Genomic DNA, 16,520 nt, shown 5'->3' on the forward strand with positions numbered 1-16,520 from the left:
CAGAAGATGTCACACCCACACCCCAAAAGGCATGAGCACCAAAAACATTCGGCACTGACATTCATCGACACACTGTTGAGTTCTCAAAGAACACGCGCACACCATCCACCCGCAGACTCACGCCTGCCAGCATCAAGGGCAACTGTTCCAGCCTATCCCAGCTTGGTCTCGGATGCAAGCTCCGACTCTTGGGGGACAAACCATGCCAGGCACTCCGTACAACCTCGTTGTCTCCGGCCTCTCGGCTGGAGTCGGTGTCCGTGTCGCTCTGACTCGGTAAAAGTTACGCGACGAGTTGCAGAACTCCAAATCGCCTGGTCAGACGCCATAATCCTACGAATCAGCCTCATGAATCGGTCCATAGGTGCTCCGCGGCTTCTCGAGACATCCTGTCTTCATGCCTGAAACAGCCCAGTCCCTTCCGGCCGGCGTCGTGAAGAACGAGACGATCGTCCCCCTGTTGCCTTGCATGGATGCGGACGCGACATCGGAGTTCTGGACGTCGCTCGGTTTCACGACGTCGTGGAACCAACGGAAGCCGTACCTGTACCTCGCGTTCGCCTGGAGTGGCTTCGAGCTGCACTACGGCCGAGCGTCGGCAAACATCGACCCGGCAGACGAGGTGACGGGCGGCTGCATAGTGATGGTCGACGATGTGGCGTCATACCACGCCTTTTTCCTGGCCGCGATGCGTGCGACTCACGGCAAGGTGCTGTCGAAGGGCCGTCCGCGCATCACCCGCTACCGGCCGGGCGCCTCGCGGTTCTCGATCGTCGATCCGAACGGCAATACCGTCATCTTCATTCAGCGCGACGAGCCGGCGGAACTCGAGTACGGCGGCTCCAAGGAGCTGTCGGGTCTCGCGAAGGCGATCGACAACGCTCGCATCCTGCGCGAGTTCAAGACAGATGACCTGGCTGCGTCGCGCGCGCTGCGGTCAGGTCTGAAGCGGTACGGGGCGGAGGCGACGGTCGTCGAGCAAGCCGTCGCGCGGGCGGGTCTCGTCGAGCTCTTCACCGTTCTCGACGACGCGGATGCCGCACATGAGCATGGACAGGCACTCGCGTCGCTCCCCCACGACAACGCATCACGCGCCGCAGCGCGAGCGGCGGTGACCGACGCATCGCTCCTGAATCCGTATCTCGACTGATCAGCGCGGCTCGACCGAGGATCTGAGTGCGTCGCGCGCGAACCTACGGGCCCACACCGGCGCCTCGACGTCCGAGCGACCGAGGTAGTACATCGGTCCGTGAGCGCCGATGAGATCCAGGAACGCGACCGACCGCTGACCGGCGAGACGTGCATCCATCTCCCAGCCGAGCGCGGCCATGGTGTGGGCGGTCATGGCATCCCGCTGCTCAGCCGATGCCGACGCGGCGAGCGCGATCAGGAACAACGTGCCCGCATCCTTCTCGTAATTCTCCCTACCGATGGGCAATCGCGCGGCACAGTGATGCCACAGGCCGACATGGTCGTCGGCGAGCTGTGTGCCCGCCTTGGTTCTCACCACCTTGCCCTTCAGTACCCGGACCAGCCCGAGACTTTTCGCGGCTTCGCGTAGATCGGTGGCCTGATGATGATCGACCTCGCGGGTGCTGTCTCCGTGCCAGCCGATTCCCCAGTCCAACTCGTCGCGAATGGCCTCGACCGTGGACGACGGCAGATGACCGGTTGCCGTCAGCTCGATGCCCCTGGTCCCGACGTGCTGGAGGAACCAGGCCGTTTTCTTCATCGCAACCTGGGCAACCGGCAGGTCGAACGAACTGTCGATCGTCAGCTCGCACCGCGGCAACAGTTCGACGACCTGGGGTACCGAAGCGGGCCGAGCGCGACGAAGCAGCCGGGCCACCAGCGGGGACGCCGCAATGCTCTCGTTCTCGATGGATCGAACCAGGCCGGGGGCGCGTAGACGTCGATCCGTCTCGGCGCGATCGAACCCTGCCGGGTCCCAGTGGTCGTCAGGAACGAGAACCCGTCGAAAGACTCCAGCCGGGCATCCCCCTGCACCGTCGAGGCAGCGCGATCGAGAATCGTCGGAATCGGGGTCGATCTGCACGAGCTCGATGACGTGGACCCAGGGTTCGTCGAGGCCGTAGTCGAACCGCAGCGTCTCTCCCTTGTGGGGCAGAAGATCGTCGACCCTGAAGTCCCGATCCAGATACTCCTCGATCGGGTAGCCCCTGCGCGCGAAGAAGCCGCTGGTCAGGCCGTCCTGCCATCCCATCGCGGTCACCAAGACGCCACGAAGCTCGGACAGCAGCAGGTCGGATCGGACGGTGATGCGTCGCCAGACGCTCGGCTCGACGTCCCGCAGCGTCACCAGCAACTCGAATTGCGGAGCATTCTCGAACGACTCGGGAACGCTCACGCCCGTCGCGGGATCGTCGGCAGGCAGGTCCGGCACCACCGTCAGGTGCCGCGCTCGTCCACTGCGATTCGGCATGACCACGACCCTATCGGCGGACGCCGACAAGTCGACTGCTTACGAGATGTAGAGACCGTCGTTGAGTGCGGCGATGTCGAAAGCAAGCTTGTCGGTCTGGTCCGCGAGGACCGTCACCGTCAACTGCACCAGGTACTGCTCGTCGACGCCGACGACGGCATATCGCGTCGTCACCGCGAGTTCGAGCTGTTCGGCGACGAACGTCCCGCTGACGAAACGCGCAGGCCACGGCCCCAGGTCGTCGGCACGTGCGTCGACCTCTGTCCACCCGGGCATGAGACGGGCGTCGGTGAAGCTGCAGTCCAACAGCGCCTGCGGATCGACGGACTTCGAGAGCTTGCCGACGAGCAGGACCGCGTTGGGCGCGAATCCGTTCTCGACCAGGCCTGGCTCGACCAACACCTCGGTGGCGCCGGGAAACTGGCCTGCGTCAGCGACTTGCCAGCCTGCAGGCGGCGTCGCCGCGATACCGAGCGACGCTGCGTGCGCGCTGTCGGACGGCGTCACGTCGACTCCATTGACTGCCAGATACTGCGCGACGGTCGATCCGCCGGATCCGTTCGTTTCTACCTCGGCCATGCAGGTGTCCCCTCATCGATCGCGAAAATGCTTGCAAGACAATTGTTTCGACAGTCAGTCACGTAGACGCACGAGCTCCTCCAGGTACGACGCGACGCCGTCGTCGTCGTTCGAACCGAGCACGCGGTGGGCGACGTCCTTGATCTCGGGCATCGCATTGGCCGTCGTCAGCGCAGTTCCGGCCCATTCGAGCATCGGAAGATCGTTGAAAGCATCGCCGACGGCAGCAACCGAGTCCTGTTCGACGCCCAACTCGCGGCACAATCGCGACAACGCGCTCGCCTTCGAGACGCCGGCTGCCGCCATCTCGATGTACGGCGCACCGGAGTGCGTCAGTTCCACGCCGGTCACCTGAGCACCCAGCACCGTGCGATACAGATCGACACTAGACAGCTCCGGGTGACGCGCGACGATCTTGACCGTCGGCTCGTCCGCCAAAACCGTTGTCGAGACGACCATTTCGTGTGGATGACGATGGTGATCGGCGAACACGCACAGCGCGGCGTACTCGTGCTCGGCGACGAATGCCGTCGGACCTACCGTCGCGAACACGACGCCGGGAACGAGCTCGCGGACTCGGCTCATCGCCGCTTCGACGGCCTCGGCGTCGATGGCCGTCGTACCGGAGATGACCGGGGTGCCGTCGGCGAGATCGAGAACGACGGCACCGTTGGCGCCGATCGCCTTACCGGTGAATCCGCACGACGCGGCGAGTTCGTGAATGGAATGCCTCGCTCGGGCCGTCGCCCATACGACCTCGATTCCCGACGCCCGTGCCGCGGCCATGGCCTCTGCGGACCGCGTCGACACCGTCCGGTCGGAGGTGAGAAGCGTGCCGTCGAGATCGGTGGCCACGAGTTGCACAGTCACGCACCCGATCATGCCAAAGAGGATCTAGCCTGGACGAGGTGAGCACTCCGAACCTGACCCTGAATTCCGGAACCACGATCCCCCAACTGGGCCTGGGCGTATGGCAGGCCGCCGACGCGGAGACCGAACATGCCGTTCGGTACGCGTTGGACGATGCGGGCTATCGCCACATCGACACCGCCGCCGCGTACGGCAACGAGGAGGCGGTCGGGCGCGGAATCAGCTCGTCCTCCGTCGCCCGCGAGGACATCTTCGTCACCACCAAACTCTGGAACTCGGACCAGGGTTACGAACCCGCGTTGGCAGCATTCGACGTCAGCCTCGGCAAGCTGGGACTCGACTACGTCGACCTCTACTTGATCCACTGGCCGCTGAAGAACGACGACCGACTGCTTCGGACCTGGGATGCGCTCGAGAAGATCGCAGAATCGGGACGCGCGAAGGCCGTCGGCGTCTGCAATTTCGAGCCTCGCCACCTGCAGCTGCTGATCGACCGCGGCGGACTGCTTCCGGCCGTCGACCAGGTCGAGTTGCATCCGCACCTCACGCAGCAGGCCATCCGCGACGTCGCGAGCGCACACGACATCGCCGTCGAATCCTGGAGCCCCCTCGGCGGAACCAGCAACTCGGGATGGGGCAAGTCCTCCAAGCCGAACACCCTCCTGACCGACGACGTCATCACACGTATCGGCGAGCGACACGGAAAGTCCGCCGCGCAGGTGCTCATTCGCTGGCACCTGCAGAACGGATTGATCGTCATCCCGAAATCCGTTCACGACGAGCGTATTTCGCAGAACATCGATGTCTTCGACTTCGCCTTGACCGAAGAGGACCTGAGCGAGATCGCGACCCTCGACGACGGTGTGCGCGTCGGCGCGCACCCCGACGAGCTGAACATCGGCTCGCCGGACTAACGATCGACGACGACGATTCGCACGCCCCCAGCCAGCAAAGCTGCAGCCGACATCCCGAACAAGGTGTGAAACGAGTCGCTGAAATGCGACGGGGATGCGAATCCGGCTTCGATCGACGCACCGGTCAGGTCGCTTCCATCGGACACTGCGACGCCCACGTGCAACATCCGAGCCCACAACCGGTACCGGCGAAAGCTGGTACCGGTCTCGGCGGAGAACAGATGCAGGAAGCGCGACGTCGACAGATTGACGGCGGCGGCCATATCGGGCGCGGCGATCATCGCGCCCGGCTTGTCCCGCAACCGCGCCATTGCGTCGACGATTCGTTCGTCTACACAACGCGATTCGAGCCCAGTCACCTGTGTGAGCATCGCCCGTGGATCGGGATCGCTCGAATTCGCGAGTTGCAGGAGCTCGGCTTCCGCGTCGTGCGTCAGACCGATGCCGCCGTGACGAGCAGTCATCCGATCGACGATCGTCGTTGCTCGTGAGGCTCCAGGGTCGAAGTAGCCGAACAACATTCGCTCACCGTGCGATTCGACCTTGTGCGTCGTCCTCGGCCCGATGGTTGCACTACGTACCGTCCAGCACCCGGATCGGTCGTCGCGCAACGTGAACGGCGCGTCGACGCCGACTGCGAAACACAGGACGGACCCGGCGTGGAAGTCGAGTTTCAACGACGGCCCGAGGTACACGGCCTGGCCTGCCCACAGCCAGAGCGTCGGCGCAGGGTTGCCCGTGTCGGGAAGCATGCCCACAATGCTTGCACCCGACCCCCGTCATGGGAAGGCATTCAGCCGTGCAACCCTCCGCAACCCTGACGCATCACGTGTGATTCAGCTCATAGTTACGGCGCCCATCACCGCGCTGCCCCCAGGAGAGCTGACCATGACCACAACCGCCGTCGAGCACGATGTACCGACCACGAGACCCCGGGACCCCCGGTGGATCACATTCGGGATTGCCAACCTCGTTGTCGTCGTGGCGATTTCACTTGCGACGTGGTACCTACTGGCAGATCCGACGACAAGTCCGTGGAACTTCTATCCGTTGCCGTTCAACGCTGCACTGTTCTGGGCGATCCTGTTCATCGTGTTCATCGGCTTCGATTGTGAGTTCGCCGGTTTCGACAAGCTGGCCCAACCATGGCGAGGAGTAGCGATTCTGGCGTCGACCGGCGTTTTTGCAGTCGCGGTCACCTGGCTGCTCGGTAGCGGACTCGGTTCCTTGTTTCCCGACTTCGCGGGCTCACGCGAAGGCGGTCTCGGCTACTTCGCGGGAGCGTTGTTCGTGCTCTTCGGGTTCGCGACCTGGGTGATGGTGGTGCTGAACTGGCAACACTGGCCATGGACGGCACTGGGAATGAAGCAGCCGTTGATCGGACTGTGCGAGATCGCATTCGTTGCGGTGCCGACGCTTGCCCTGTACTTCGTGTTCGGCCTGCCGTCCGTCTCGCTGACCGCAACCGACTCGCTGATGAGCGTGGATACCGTGCTCGGCTGGTTCTACTCGATGGTCGTAGCGGTGATCCTCACTGGTCAGACGCTCGACAACTGGCCGTGGAAGCTGTTCGGCGGAGGCGGACGGACTGCACTCGCGGCAACGGTCGGGAATGTTGTTCTCGGCACTGCCATCTATTTCCTGATGGTGCCGCTGGCGAAGTTACTGATCGGATCCGATGCGACGGCCGAGCTCGGAAGCGTCGTGAATCAATTTCCGGCTCAGATCGGCGTGTGCTGGGCGTTCTGGATGATCTTCTGGGCCAACGGTTTCGGAAACCGATTCGCACCAATGGTCCGTGCTGCTCTCACGTTCGTACTGGCGCTCGGCACATTCGTCTTTTATTACCGATACGCAGCGGAGCACATCCTGCACGAACCCGAAGTCGCATCGGGACTGAACGGAAACGCCCTCGGTTTCGTCGACTGGCTCGTTCTCTGGACGCTGATCTACGTCGTCGGATTCCAATCCCTCGGCCTACGAAAGCTTTCTCCCGCTTAGTATTTCCAGCACGTTTTCGGAAGCGCCTCAGCCCCCATACCCGGAATGCTTGCACCAAGCCCCTGACGGGGGAAGGGCATTCGGGAGGAAATCATGGACGTCTCCGAATTGGGTTCTTCGAGAACAGTGCCGGTCGACGGCGGTGCCGTGCGCGTCTACGAACGGGGCAGCGGCAAGCCCATCGTGTTCGTGCACGGCCTGTTCACCAACGCGGCCGTGTGGCGGAAGGTGGTGCCGATTCTCGCCGAGAACTATCGATGCATCACGGCGGATTGGCCGTTCGGCAGCCATCGGATCGCGATGGACCAGGACGCAGATCTCACCGCGACGGGTCTCGCTGCCATCGTCGCCGAGGTGATCGACACACTCGACCTCCGCGACGTCACCATCGTCGGGAACGACGGCGGCGGAATGCTGACGCAACTGGTGATCACCCGTCATCCGGAGCGCATCGGCCGCGTCGTACTGACTCCGTGCGACGCGTACGAGAACTATCCGCCGCGTATGTTCCTTTATCTCTGCTGGTTGGCGCGCGTGCCCGCGACATTCGAGGTGCTCGCCGTCATGATGCGTGTTCCGTTTCTACGTCGATTGCTGGGACGGTCGCCGATCGGCTACGGGTGGCTTACGCGTCTGCGATTGGACGACGAGGTGGTCGATCACTACTTCACACCGGTCTTGGACCGCAGCACCCGACGGGACGTGGTGAAGTTCCTGAAGACAGTGGACAAGCAGGACACGCTGGACGCCGCGCAGAAGTTCGGGAACGTCACGCTACCGGTCCTGGTGGCATGGGCGTCGGCCGACAAGTTCTTTCCGGTACAGCATGCGGAACGTTTCGTTGCCGACTTCCCTGACAGCCGTCTGGAGATCATCGACGACTCACGCACCCTGACGGGCGAGGACCAGCCGGAGCAGCTGGCGTCGTCGATTCTTCGGTTCATCGGCGAAACCACCGCCCGCTCCGCCGAGAACGAAGTTGTGCATCGGAAATGAGCTGAATCGCGATGCAACCTCGATCTCGGGCAGGTTGCACGTGACCCGCGTCACGTGCAACCCACTGCAACTCTGGACCCACCCTGATCCGAGGAGTGTGCTGGATCACAGAACCAGCACACGACCTGCAAGGGAGTCCAGATGACCCAGACCATCGAACAGCCAGTGCTCAACCGAACCCCGCAGGAACGCGTCGACGCCTGGCTGGCGGACTTCGAGAGCGCGCTGGCTGCGCGCGACGTCGAGCGTGCGGCAGGCAAGTTCGCCGTCGACAGCTTCTGGCGCGACCTCGTCACGTTCACGTGGAACATCAAGACCGTCGAGGGCAGGGACGGCATCGAGGGCATGCTCGCGGCCCGCCTCGAAGACACGGACCCGTCGGGATTTCACACGACGGAGACCCCGGAGGAGGCCGATGGCGTCACGTCGGCGTGGATCGAGTTCGAGACGGCGACGAGCCGCGGCAAGGGCCACCTGCGCCTGAAAGGCGATGAGGGCTGGACCCTGCTGACGACGATGCAGGAACTCAAAGGGCACGAAGAACGACAGGGTGCGACGCGTATCAAGGGCGCCGTGCACGGCTCCAATGCCGATACCCAGAACTGGGCCGAGAAGAAGGAGATCGAGGAGAAGGAACTCGGCTACACGGTTCAGCCGTATGCGCTGATCGTCGGTGGCGGCCAGGGTGGCATCGCGTTGGGCGCTCGGTTCCGGCAGCTCGGGGTGCCTGCCATCGTCGTCGACCGCGGTGATCGGCCGGGAGATCAGTGGCGGGGTCGCTACAAGTCGCTGTGCCTGCACGACCCGGTCTGGTACGACCACCTCCCCTACCTGCCGTTCCCGGCGAACTGGCCGGTGTTCGCGCCGAAGGACAAGATCGGCGACTGGCTCGAGATGTACACGAAGGTCATGGAGGTTCCGTACTGGAGCCGGACCACGGCCAAGTCCGCGACGTACGACGAGAAGGCCGGCGAGTGGACCGTCGTCGTCGATCGTGACGGTGAAGAAGTCGTCCTGAAGCCGAAGCAGCTCGTCATGGCGACCGGAATGTCTGGCAAGAAGAACGTGCCGAACTTCCCCGGAATGGACATCTTCGAAGGGGAACAACACCATTCGAGCGAACACCCGGGTCCCGACGCGTATGTCGGGAAGAAGGTCGTCGTCGTCGGCTCGAACAACTCGGCGCACGACATCTGTAAAGCGTTGTACGAGACGGGCGTCGACGTGACGATGCTGCAACGGTCGTCGACGCATATCGTGAAGTCCGATTCGTTGTGCGAAATCGCCTTGGGCGACCTGTATTCCGAGCGCGCGGTCGAGGCGGGAATGACGACCGGCAAGGCCGACCTGACGTTCGCGTCGCTTCCCTACCGGATCATGCACGAGTTTCAGATCCCCGTATACCAGAAGATCGCCGAGCAGGACAAGGACTTCTACGATCGACTGGAGAAGGCTGGGTTCCAGCACGACTTCGGCGACGACGGGTCGGGCCTGTTCATGAAGTACCTGCGTCGCGGATCGGGCTACTACATCGACGTCGGCGCATCCGAGCTCGTCGCCGACGGGAAGATCAAATTGGTTGCGGGACAAGTCTCTCGGATCGGGAAGAACAGCGTCGTGCTGGAGGACGGCTCGGAACTGCCTGCCGATGTCATCGTCTACGCCACCGGCTACGGCTCGATGAACGGATGGGTCGCGGACCTGATCGACCAGGAGACCGCCGACAAGGTCGGCAAGTGCTGGGGCCTCGGCTCCGACACCACCAAGGACCCGGGTCCCTGGGAGGGCGAACAGCGCAACATGTGGAAGCCGACGCAGCAGGAGAACCTCTGGTTCCACGGCGGCAACCTACACCAGTCGCGGCACTACTCGCTGTACCTGGCGCTGCAGATCAAGGCGCGGTACGAGGGCATCGACACCCCGGTCTACGGGCTGCAGGAGGTGCATCACCTTCGGTAAGTGCGGCTTCGCCGCACGTGCATAGAAATACATGTCGGGCTATGTATTTCTATGCACGTGCGCTACGCGCCTTGGGCTTTCGCGATCAACGCATCCTCGGACCGCACCTGGTCCAGATTGACGACGCGGGTGGGCAAGATGGACGAATACAACCAGTCCGTCGCGACCCTGACTCGTGCGGCCGCCGTCGGCAGCGCGTACAGGTGATAGCCCCTCGCCACGAACTTGGCCACCGGACCTTTGAGTGGAACCCCCAAAGGCTTTGCGACGCCGTCGAATCCGCCCAGATCCGCAACGAGCCCCAGATCCTTGTGCACGTACGGCTTCGCTTCTCCGACACCGAGACTCGCAGCAAGATTGCGCGCAACCCGGACGCCCTGACGTTGCGCATGCTGGGCCGTCGGAGGAGTCGGAGTCGACGGGTCGGCAGCGAGATTGGGCACCGCGGCCGCGTCGCCGATCGCCCACACGCCAGGATGACCCGGCACCGACAGGTCCGGTGCCACCACGAGACGTCCCTTCTCGGTGGGCAATCCGAGCTTCGCGATCAGCGGACTCGGCGCAACACCGGCACCCCACACCAGAGTTCGCGCAGGCACGACGGTCCCGTCGGTCAGCGTCACCGATGTCGCCGTCGCCGATTCGACGGACACCTCGAGACGCACCTCGACGCCGCGCTCCTTCAGCACACCGAGGGCCTCCTTGCCCAACTGCTCGCCCAACTCGGGAAGCACCGCGGGGGCGACGTCGACGAGAAGCCATCGGACGTCGTCGGGATCGATGCTCGCCCAACGCGTCGCGATTCCCTTGAGCCAATTCTGCATCTGCGCAACGAATTCCGTACCGGTGTATCCGGCTCCGACGGCGACGACGGTCAGCCGTTCCACCCGCTCGGCGCGACCGGCAGAGGTATCCGGCAGCGAATCCGCCGCGTCGAGTTGTGCGAGAACGTGATTGCGGATGAACGTCGCTTCACTGAGCGTCTTGAGTCCGTGCGCGTTCTCGGCGACGCCCGGGATGTCGAACTGCCGCGTCACCGAACCCGGCGCGAGAATCAGCTTGTCCCAGTCCATTTCCGTGGCGCTCTCGCGACCCTCGACGCGGAGTTTTCGCTCACCGAAGTCGACGGACGTGACGTGGCCCAGCACGGTACGGGTGCGGCGAAGGGTCTGCCTGAGCGAGACCGCGATGTCGCGGGGGTCGAGCACACCCGTCGCCACCTCGGGGAGCAGCGGACTGTAGAGCAGGTAGTCGTTGGGTGCGACGAGCGTCAAAGATGCTCTCTCGGACTCCAGCAGCTTCTGCAGGGTACGGAGGGCGTAGAACCCGCCGAACCCTCCTCCCACGACGACGATCTTCGACGGGGCAAGCGGAAGCGGAGCCGATGTGCGAAATCGCTGTTCGAATCTGCGCATGCAGGTCACCCTACTGCGCGCCCACGTCTACGTCCCTTCGTCGCGGCAATCGGGTCGATTCCATCGTCGGACCAGGTCGCAGCCAATTTCAGACTCATGTCCCTGCCGGAGTGCACGTGTGAGAACGCCGACGCCGCAGCCCGTTCGGGGTCCCGATCCGCGATCGCTGCGTACAGGTGCTCGTGCTCGAGGCACTGCTGGCCCGGATCACGATCCTTGGTGAGGTGGAATAGCCACTGCACCCGCGCTTCCAGCGGTCGAAGCAGCGATTCGAGCAACGGGTTCGCGGACATCTCGACGATCATCGAGTGAAATTTCGCGTTGGCCGCCGCGATTGCAGGCTTGTCGTCGGCAGCCGTCGCAGCTCGGGCAGCGTCGAGTTGGGCGGCGAGGGCGGCCAACGCGTCAGGATCGGCTCGTTCGGCTGCCAGTCGCGCGGCGAGCACCTCGAGGCTCTCGCGAACATCGAACAGATCGCGAACGTCGTCGACGGTGAACGGCGACACGATCGCACCCTGACGCGGCACCAGAACCACGAGACCGTCCTGCTGCAGTTGCTGCATCGCTTCACGCAGCGGAATGCGCGACACCTCGAGCTCGGTGGCAAGGTCGCGCTCGACGAGTCTCGAACCCGGCGCGAGTGTGAGGTCGACGATCCGCGTGCGGATGGCGTCGTACGCTATCTCGCGCAACGACTTCCGCTCTTCCAGCTGCACCTGCTCGACTCCTTCGATTCGCCTTGCGTCACACGAGCCTAGACGGCAGCAAGGACGTGAACACTCCCTTACGAGCCCGTAACACGGTCGAAATATGAACCCTTCAGGCTTCTACTTAACGGTATACCACTAACCAGTAGGAGCACCGAACACATGAAACGTCCCATCGCACTCACAGCAGTCGCCGCCGCGACCCTCGCCCTCGCCGCATGCAGCGGGTCCGACGCCGGCGCCTCCGACGGCACCTTGAAGGTCGGCGTCTTCTTCCCCGGTTCGATCTCCGACACAGGATTCATGGAGTCCGGGTACCTCGGCTACCAGCGGGTTCTCGACTCGTACGGGGACAAGGTCGACGCAAGCTACGTCGAACAGGTCGCCGCTCCCGACTACCAGCAGGCACTGCAGCGCTTCGCCTCGGAGAACGATCTCGTCATCTCGGTCGGCGGCCAGACCGACTCAGACGTCCGCAAGGTCGCACCTCAATTTCCCGACGTGAAATTCGTGGAGATCGGCGGGCCCGCCGACGCCGTACCGCTCGACAACCTGGCCTACTACGACCCGCAGCAAGCCGAGGCAGAGTTTCTGTCGGGCGCAGTCGCTGCCGCCGTGTCGACGACCGGGGCCGTCGCTTTCGTCGGCGGGGTCGAACTTCCCGCCATCGTGAACTCCGCGGCGTCGTTCGAGGCCGGCGCCACGTTCACTCGCCCGGACATTCGCGTCCTCGGCCCACAATACGTCGGCGACTTCAACGACCCTGCCAAGGCCAAGCAAGCTGCCGGCGCTCAATTCGCCGGTGGTGCAGATGTTCTCGGTCAGATCGTCAATCTCGGAAAGCAAGGGCTCCAGCAGTCTGCGCGCGAGTCCGGCGCCGCATTGAGCGGCGGCCCGATCCCCGGCGACTGTTCCGACCCGACCTACATCGGCTACGTGCGGACCGACATAGGCACTGAGATCGAGTACGCCGTCTCCTCGGTCCTCGACGGATCCTGGGCCGCCGAGCAGGTGCCCTTCGGCCTCACCTCGGACAAGGGCGGAACCGACTACCTCCTGTGCAGCACCGATCCCGCCGCGGCGACCGCACTCGCGAACGCCAAGACCGCAGCGGCCGACGGCACCGCGGAATCGCGGTAGGCATGCTGTCCCTCGAACGAATCGGCAAGAGCTACGGTGACGTCGATGCCCTCACCGATGTGTCCATGACCGTCGACCCGGGGAGCGTACATTGCATCCTCGGAGAGAACGGCGCGGGCAAATCCACGCTGTGCAACATAGTCTTCGGGACGACCGCACCATCCACCGGCACGATGATGCTCGACGGCAAGCCGTACCGTCCGGCCGCGCCCGCCGATGCCATCGCGTCGGGAATCGCCATGGTGCATCAGCATTTCAGCCTGATCACCACGATGACGGTCGGCGAAAATCTGCTCCTCGGCCATCGCGGATACCGACTCCCCAAGGATCGACTCCCCAAGGATCGACTCCAGACGGAACTGCGAGCGATCGAGGACTCGTACGGACTGCGAGTCGACCTCGACGCACGTACGAGCGAACTGCCCGTCGGGGCGCGTCAGAAGGTGGAGATCGTCAAAGCGCTTCTGCGGCAACCACGTCTGATTCTTCTCGACGAGCCGACCGCCGTCCTCGATCCCGGTGAGATCGATGCGCTCATCGAGACCTGTCGCGCGCTGGCCGAGAACGGCAAGTCCGTCGTCATGATCACGCACAAGCTCGGCGAGATCGCTCGTGTCGCCGACACCTCGACCGTCCTGCGCGGCGGCAAAGTCACCGGCGGCGGGCCCATGGCGCAGACGACCGTCGAACGTCTGCTCACCGATATGGTCGGAACCGAGACCGCCACAACACATTCCCGACGCGTCAGCGCCCCACGCGCTTCCAACGATGTCGCGCTCCGCGTGGAGAACATCTCGTGCACACGCCGGGACGGCAGCGATGCCCTCACCGACGTATCCGTCTCGGTCAGGCGCGGTGAGATCGTCGGAATCGCCGGAGTCGAGGGCAACGGGCAGTCCGAGCTGGCGTCGATTCTGTCCGGTTCCGACATCGAGTTCGACGGCCGAATCATTCTGAACGGCCGAGATATGACGCGCGTCTGCCCTGCAGGACGGACGGCGGCGGGATTGGGCGTCGTGCCGGAGGATCGACACGCAGAGGGCATCGTCGCGGACCTCTCCGTGACCGAGAACCTCTTGCTGGCACGCACTTCCGAGTATCGCCGATTCGGAATGCTGGATCGAGACAAGATGCGTGCGGACGCGACCGCGGCGATCTCCGACTACTCCATTCGCACGTCGGGGCCGGATGCAGCCATCCGTTCACTGTCGGGTGGAAACCAGCAGAAGGTTGTCCTTGCACGAGAGTTGTCCCTGGCCGGACTCGGTGCCATCGTCGCCGCTCAACCGACGCGCGGACTCGACATCGGTTCCGTCGGATTCGTACTGGACCAACTCCGCGCGGCCGCCGACATCGGGGTCGGTGTGCTGATCATCTCCAGTGAGATGGACGAACTGATGGCGGTGTGCGATCGGATTCTCGTCGCCTACCGCGGTCGACTGCTCGGCCCGATCGACGCCGATTCGACCACGGCGCAGGACGAAATCACGGAGCTGATGATGGGGGTCGCAGTATGAACAGGCATCCTCTCGTCATCGGAGGCGCCGCACTGTCGGTCGCAGCAGTTGTCGGGCTGGCCCTGGCTGCCTTCGCAGGCGCCGGTCCCGTGGAGACCTCGGAGGCGTTGCTCGACGGTATGTTCGGGTCTCCGTTCGCGATCGGCACGTCGCTGAACAATGCTGCGCTTCTCATGTTGATTGCGGCCGGCTTCACCATCGCATATCGCGCAGGATTGGTGAACGTCGGCGGCGAGGGTCAGATGTGTCTCGGCGGAATCTGTGCGACGGCAACCGGAGTGTCTCTGCCCCAATCGCTTCCGTCTCAGGTGGGTGTCGCCGCCGTTCTGCTCGCCGCTGCTCTCGGGGGTGCGGCCTGGGCATCCATAGCCGCATATCTGAAGGTTCGCCGCGGTACCAGCGAGATCATCACCACGCTGCTTCTCAACTTCGTCGGTCTCGCTGCCGTCGTACTGGTGGTGCACGAGCCTGCACTGCTTCGCCAGCCGATGACGTCGTCGGAAACACTTCCGCAGTCGGAGCCGCTGCGTGAATCCGGGCAACTGGCGTTGCTCGGGCTCCACAAGTCCCCAGCCACGATCGCGCTCGTCGTAGCAGTCGTCGCCGTCGTTGCAGTCGGAATTCTCCTCGGGCGCACCGCAATCGGACTGAAGCTGCAGTCCGTCGGATTGTCTCCCACCGCGTCGCGTCGTCTCGGCATCCGCGTGGACGCGTACAGGTTCGGGAGTCTGACCGCTGCCGGAGCATTCTCGGGCGTCGCCGGTGGGTTGATCGTCGCGACTGCGCCGTTCGTGCTCGCCGAGGGATTCTCGTCCGGGTTCGGATTCACCGGTCTCGTCGTCGGGCTGCTTGCACGCGGTTCCATGACGGCCGTCGCAGCAGTATCTCTGCTGCTGGGCTTCCTGGTGTCCGGCGGTATCAATCTTCAACTGGCAGTGGGAGTTCCTGCGTCGACCGTCTCCGTGGTCGAGTCCGTCCTGATCATCTTGATCGCCGGTGCGTCGATCTGGACCACGACCACCGTTCGCGCTCGCACCAAGGAAGCGGTACTGGTATGAGTACGGCAATCGTCACCGAAGTCGTCTCCAGTGGAGTAGGTTTCGCCATTCCTCTACTCGTGGCGGCCAGCGGTGAATCCGTCAGTGAACGAGCAGGCGTACTGAACCTCAGCATGGAGGGCATGATGCTGACCGGAGCGTTCGCCAGTGTCCTCGCGACCGCCGACACCGGCTCCCCCGTCCTCGGCGTGCTGGCAGGCGTGCTCGCCGCCACGATGTTCGGTGTCGCACAAGCAGCACTGAGCGTCCGGTTCCGCGCAGATCAGATCGTCATCGGAATCGCAAGCAATGCACTGGCACTGGGCCTCACCACGTTCTTCTCCCGGATCCTGCTGTCCGACGGCAAGGGGCAGTCCGTGCCCGGTTTCCGTTCCGTCGATATCCCTCTGCTGAGCGATATCCCGGTCATCGGGCCTGCGCTGTTCGGCCAGAACGTGCTGGGCTACGTGTGCATCGCGATCGTGGTTGCCCTGGCCGTCACGCTGTCGAAGCGGAGCTCACCAGGTCTGACGATCGATGGGGTCGGCGAGGATGCGATCTCCGCCGAGTGGACCGGGCTGCCTGTCCGACGGGTCCGCTACCTGTGCGTTCTGCTCGCAGCGGCGACCGGCGGCCTTGCGGGATCGCAGCTCGCGTTGTCCGAGGTTCATTCGTTCAGCGACAACATGACCGGCGGTCTCGGCTACCTTGCCGTCGTGGCGGTCATCGCAGGCAGATGGCGAATCCTCGGAATCGTCTACGCCTGCATCTTCTTCGGCATCGCCCAGGCTCTGCAGTTCGCACTGCCCGCACTCGGTGTCGACGTCCCTTTCGCACTGCTCGTCATGCTGCCGTACGTCATCGCCATCGTCGCGATCACCGGTTTCGTCGGCGGACGCGGCGCACCCACCTGCCTCACTGTTCCCTACGCGGGACGATAAG

15 protein-coding genes are annotated in these 16,520 nt (G+C 63.9%); 9 read left to right on the forward strand and 6 right to left on the reverse strand.

What is annotated here, in order from left to right; genetic code table 11:
- Positions 1–397 precede the first annotated feature (397 nt).
- Positions 398–1,150 (forward strand): DUF8817 family protein, encoded by a 753-nt coding sequence (locus tag CHB96_RS05530; protein ID WP_089243953.1) that lies wholly within the window; start codon positions 398–400, stop codon positions 1,148–1,150.
- Here the strand turns inward: CHB96_RS05530 and CHB96_RS05535 are convergent, their stop codons facing one another.
- Genes CHB96_RS05535 through CHB96_RS05545 form a run of 3 tightly spaced genes read right to left on the reverse strand, consistent with a single transcriptional unit; the run spans position 1,151 to position 3,904 of the window.
- Entirely contained in the window at positions 1,151–2,443 is a 1,293-nt protein-coding gene (locus CHB96_RS05535) for a plasmid pRiA4b ORF-3 family protein (RefSeq protein WP_089244686.1), read from the reverse strand.
- Between the two features lie 39 nt (positions 2,444–2,482).
- Positions 2,483–3,022, reverse strand: a complete 540-nt coding sequence (locus tag CHB96_RS05540; protein ID WP_089243955.1) for an LpqN/LpqT family lipoprotein — start codon at positions 3,020–3,022, stop codon at positions 2,483–2,485.
- A 54-nt stretch (positions 3,023–3,076) separates the two neighbouring features.
- A complete protein-coding gene (locus tag CHB96_RS05545; protein ID WP_089243957.1) occupies positions 3,077–3,904 on the reverse strand; it encodes a Cof-type HAD-IIB family hydrolase in 828 nt (275 codons plus the stop codon).
- A gap of 26 nt (positions 3,905–3,930) precedes the next feature.
- Between CHB96_RS05545 and CHB96_RS05550 the strand changes: the two genes are divergently transcribed.
- On the forward strand, positions 3,931–4,806 hold the full coding sequence (locus CHB96_RS05550) for an aldo/keto reductase (protein ID WP_089243959.1): 876 nt from the start codon (positions 3,931–3,933) through the stop codon (positions 4,804–4,806).
- Here CHB96_RS05550 and CHB96_RS05555 read toward each other — a convergent pair.
- Complete coding sequence (locus tag CHB96_RS05555) at positions 4,803–5,558, reverse strand: AraC family transcriptional regulator (RefSeq protein WP_089243961.1); 756 nt, start codon at positions 5,556–5,558, stop codon at positions 4,803–4,805. The genes CHB96_RS05550 and CHB96_RS05555 overlap by 4 nt on opposite strands.
- Positions 5,559–5,694: 136 nt before the next feature.
- Here CHB96_RS05555 and CHB96_RS05560 point away from each other — a divergent pair, with 136 nt between their 5' ends.
- The 3 genes from CHB96_RS05560 (at position 5,695) to CHB96_RS05570 (ending at position 9,762) form a co-directional block, all read left to right on the forward strand.
- Entirely contained in the window at positions 5,695–6,807 is a 1,113-nt protein-coding gene (locus CHB96_RS05560; protein ID WP_089243963.1) for a hypothetical protein, read from the forward strand.
- A gap of 93 nt (positions 6,808–6,900) precedes the next feature.
- Positions 6,901–7,803, forward strand: coding sequence for an alpha/beta fold hydrolase (locus CHB96_RS05565; RefSeq protein WP_089243965.1), 903 nt, complete (start codon positions 6,901–6,903; stop codon positions 7,801–7,803).
- A gap of 141 nt (positions 7,804–7,944) precedes the next feature.
- Positions 7,945–9,762, forward strand: a complete 1,818-nt coding sequence (locus CHB96_RS05570) for an NAD(P)-binding domain-containing protein (protein ID WP_089243967.1) — start codon at positions 7,945–7,947, stop codon at positions 9,760–9,762.
- A 62-nt stretch (positions 9,763–9,824) separates the two neighbouring features.
- On the opposite strand, the gene CHB96_RS05575 is transcribed toward CHB96_RS05570, so the two are convergent.
- Together CHB96_RS05575 and CHB96_RS05580 are read right to left on the reverse strand one after the other, a co-directional pair.
- On the reverse strand, positions 9,825–11,177 hold the full coding sequence (locus CHB96_RS05575; RefSeq protein ID WP_089244688.1) for an NAD(P)/FAD-dependent oxidoreductase: 1,353 nt from the start codon (positions 11,175–11,177) through the stop codon (positions 9,825–9,827).
- 5 nt (positions 11,178–11,182) lie between these two features.
- Positions 11,183–11,893, reverse strand: a complete 711-nt coding sequence (locus CHB96_RS05580) for a GntR family transcriptional regulator (protein WP_245865286.1) — start codon at positions 11,891–11,893, stop codon at positions 11,183–11,185.
- Between the two features lie 153 nt (positions 11,894–12,046).
- Between CHB96_RS05580 and CHB96_RS05585 the strand changes: the two genes are divergently transcribed.
- From CHB96_RS05585 to CHB96_RS05600, 4 genes are read left to right on the forward strand one after another with little or no spacing between them, the layout of a single operon-like run.
- Positions 12,047–13,024, forward strand: a complete 978-nt coding sequence (locus tag CHB96_RS05585) for a BMP family protein (RefSeq protein ID WP_089243969.1) — start codon at positions 12,047–12,049, stop codon at positions 13,022–13,024.
- Between the two features lie 2 nt (positions 13,025–13,026).
- A complete protein-coding gene (locus CHB96_RS05590) occupies positions 13,027–14,541 on the forward strand; it encodes an ABC transporter ATP-binding protein (RefSeq protein ID WP_089243971.1) in 1,515 nt (504 codons plus the stop codon).
- Complete coding sequence (locus CHB96_RS05595) at positions 14,538–15,599, forward strand: ABC transporter permease (RefSeq protein WP_089243973.1); 1,062 nt, start codon at positions 14,538–14,540, stop codon at positions 15,597–15,599. Before CHB96_RS05590 ends, CHB96_RS05595 begins: the two co-directional genes overlap by 4 nt.
- The gene (locus CHB96_RS05600) at positions 15,596–16,519 is read left to right on the forward strand and encodes an ABC transporter permease (RefSeq protein ID WP_089243975.1); all 924 of its coding nucleotides are present in this window, start codon (positions 15,596–15,598) and stop codon (positions 16,517–16,519) included. Before CHB96_RS05595 ends, CHB96_RS05600 begins: the two co-directional genes overlap by 4 nt.
- The last annotated feature ends 1 nt before the right edge of the window (position 16,520 follow it).

It is taken from the genome of Rhodococcoides kyotonense (genome assembly GCF_900188125.1).
GTDB lineage: Bacteria > Actinomycetota > Actinomycetes > Mycobacteriales > Mycobacteriaceae > Rhodococcoides > Rhodococcoides kyotonense.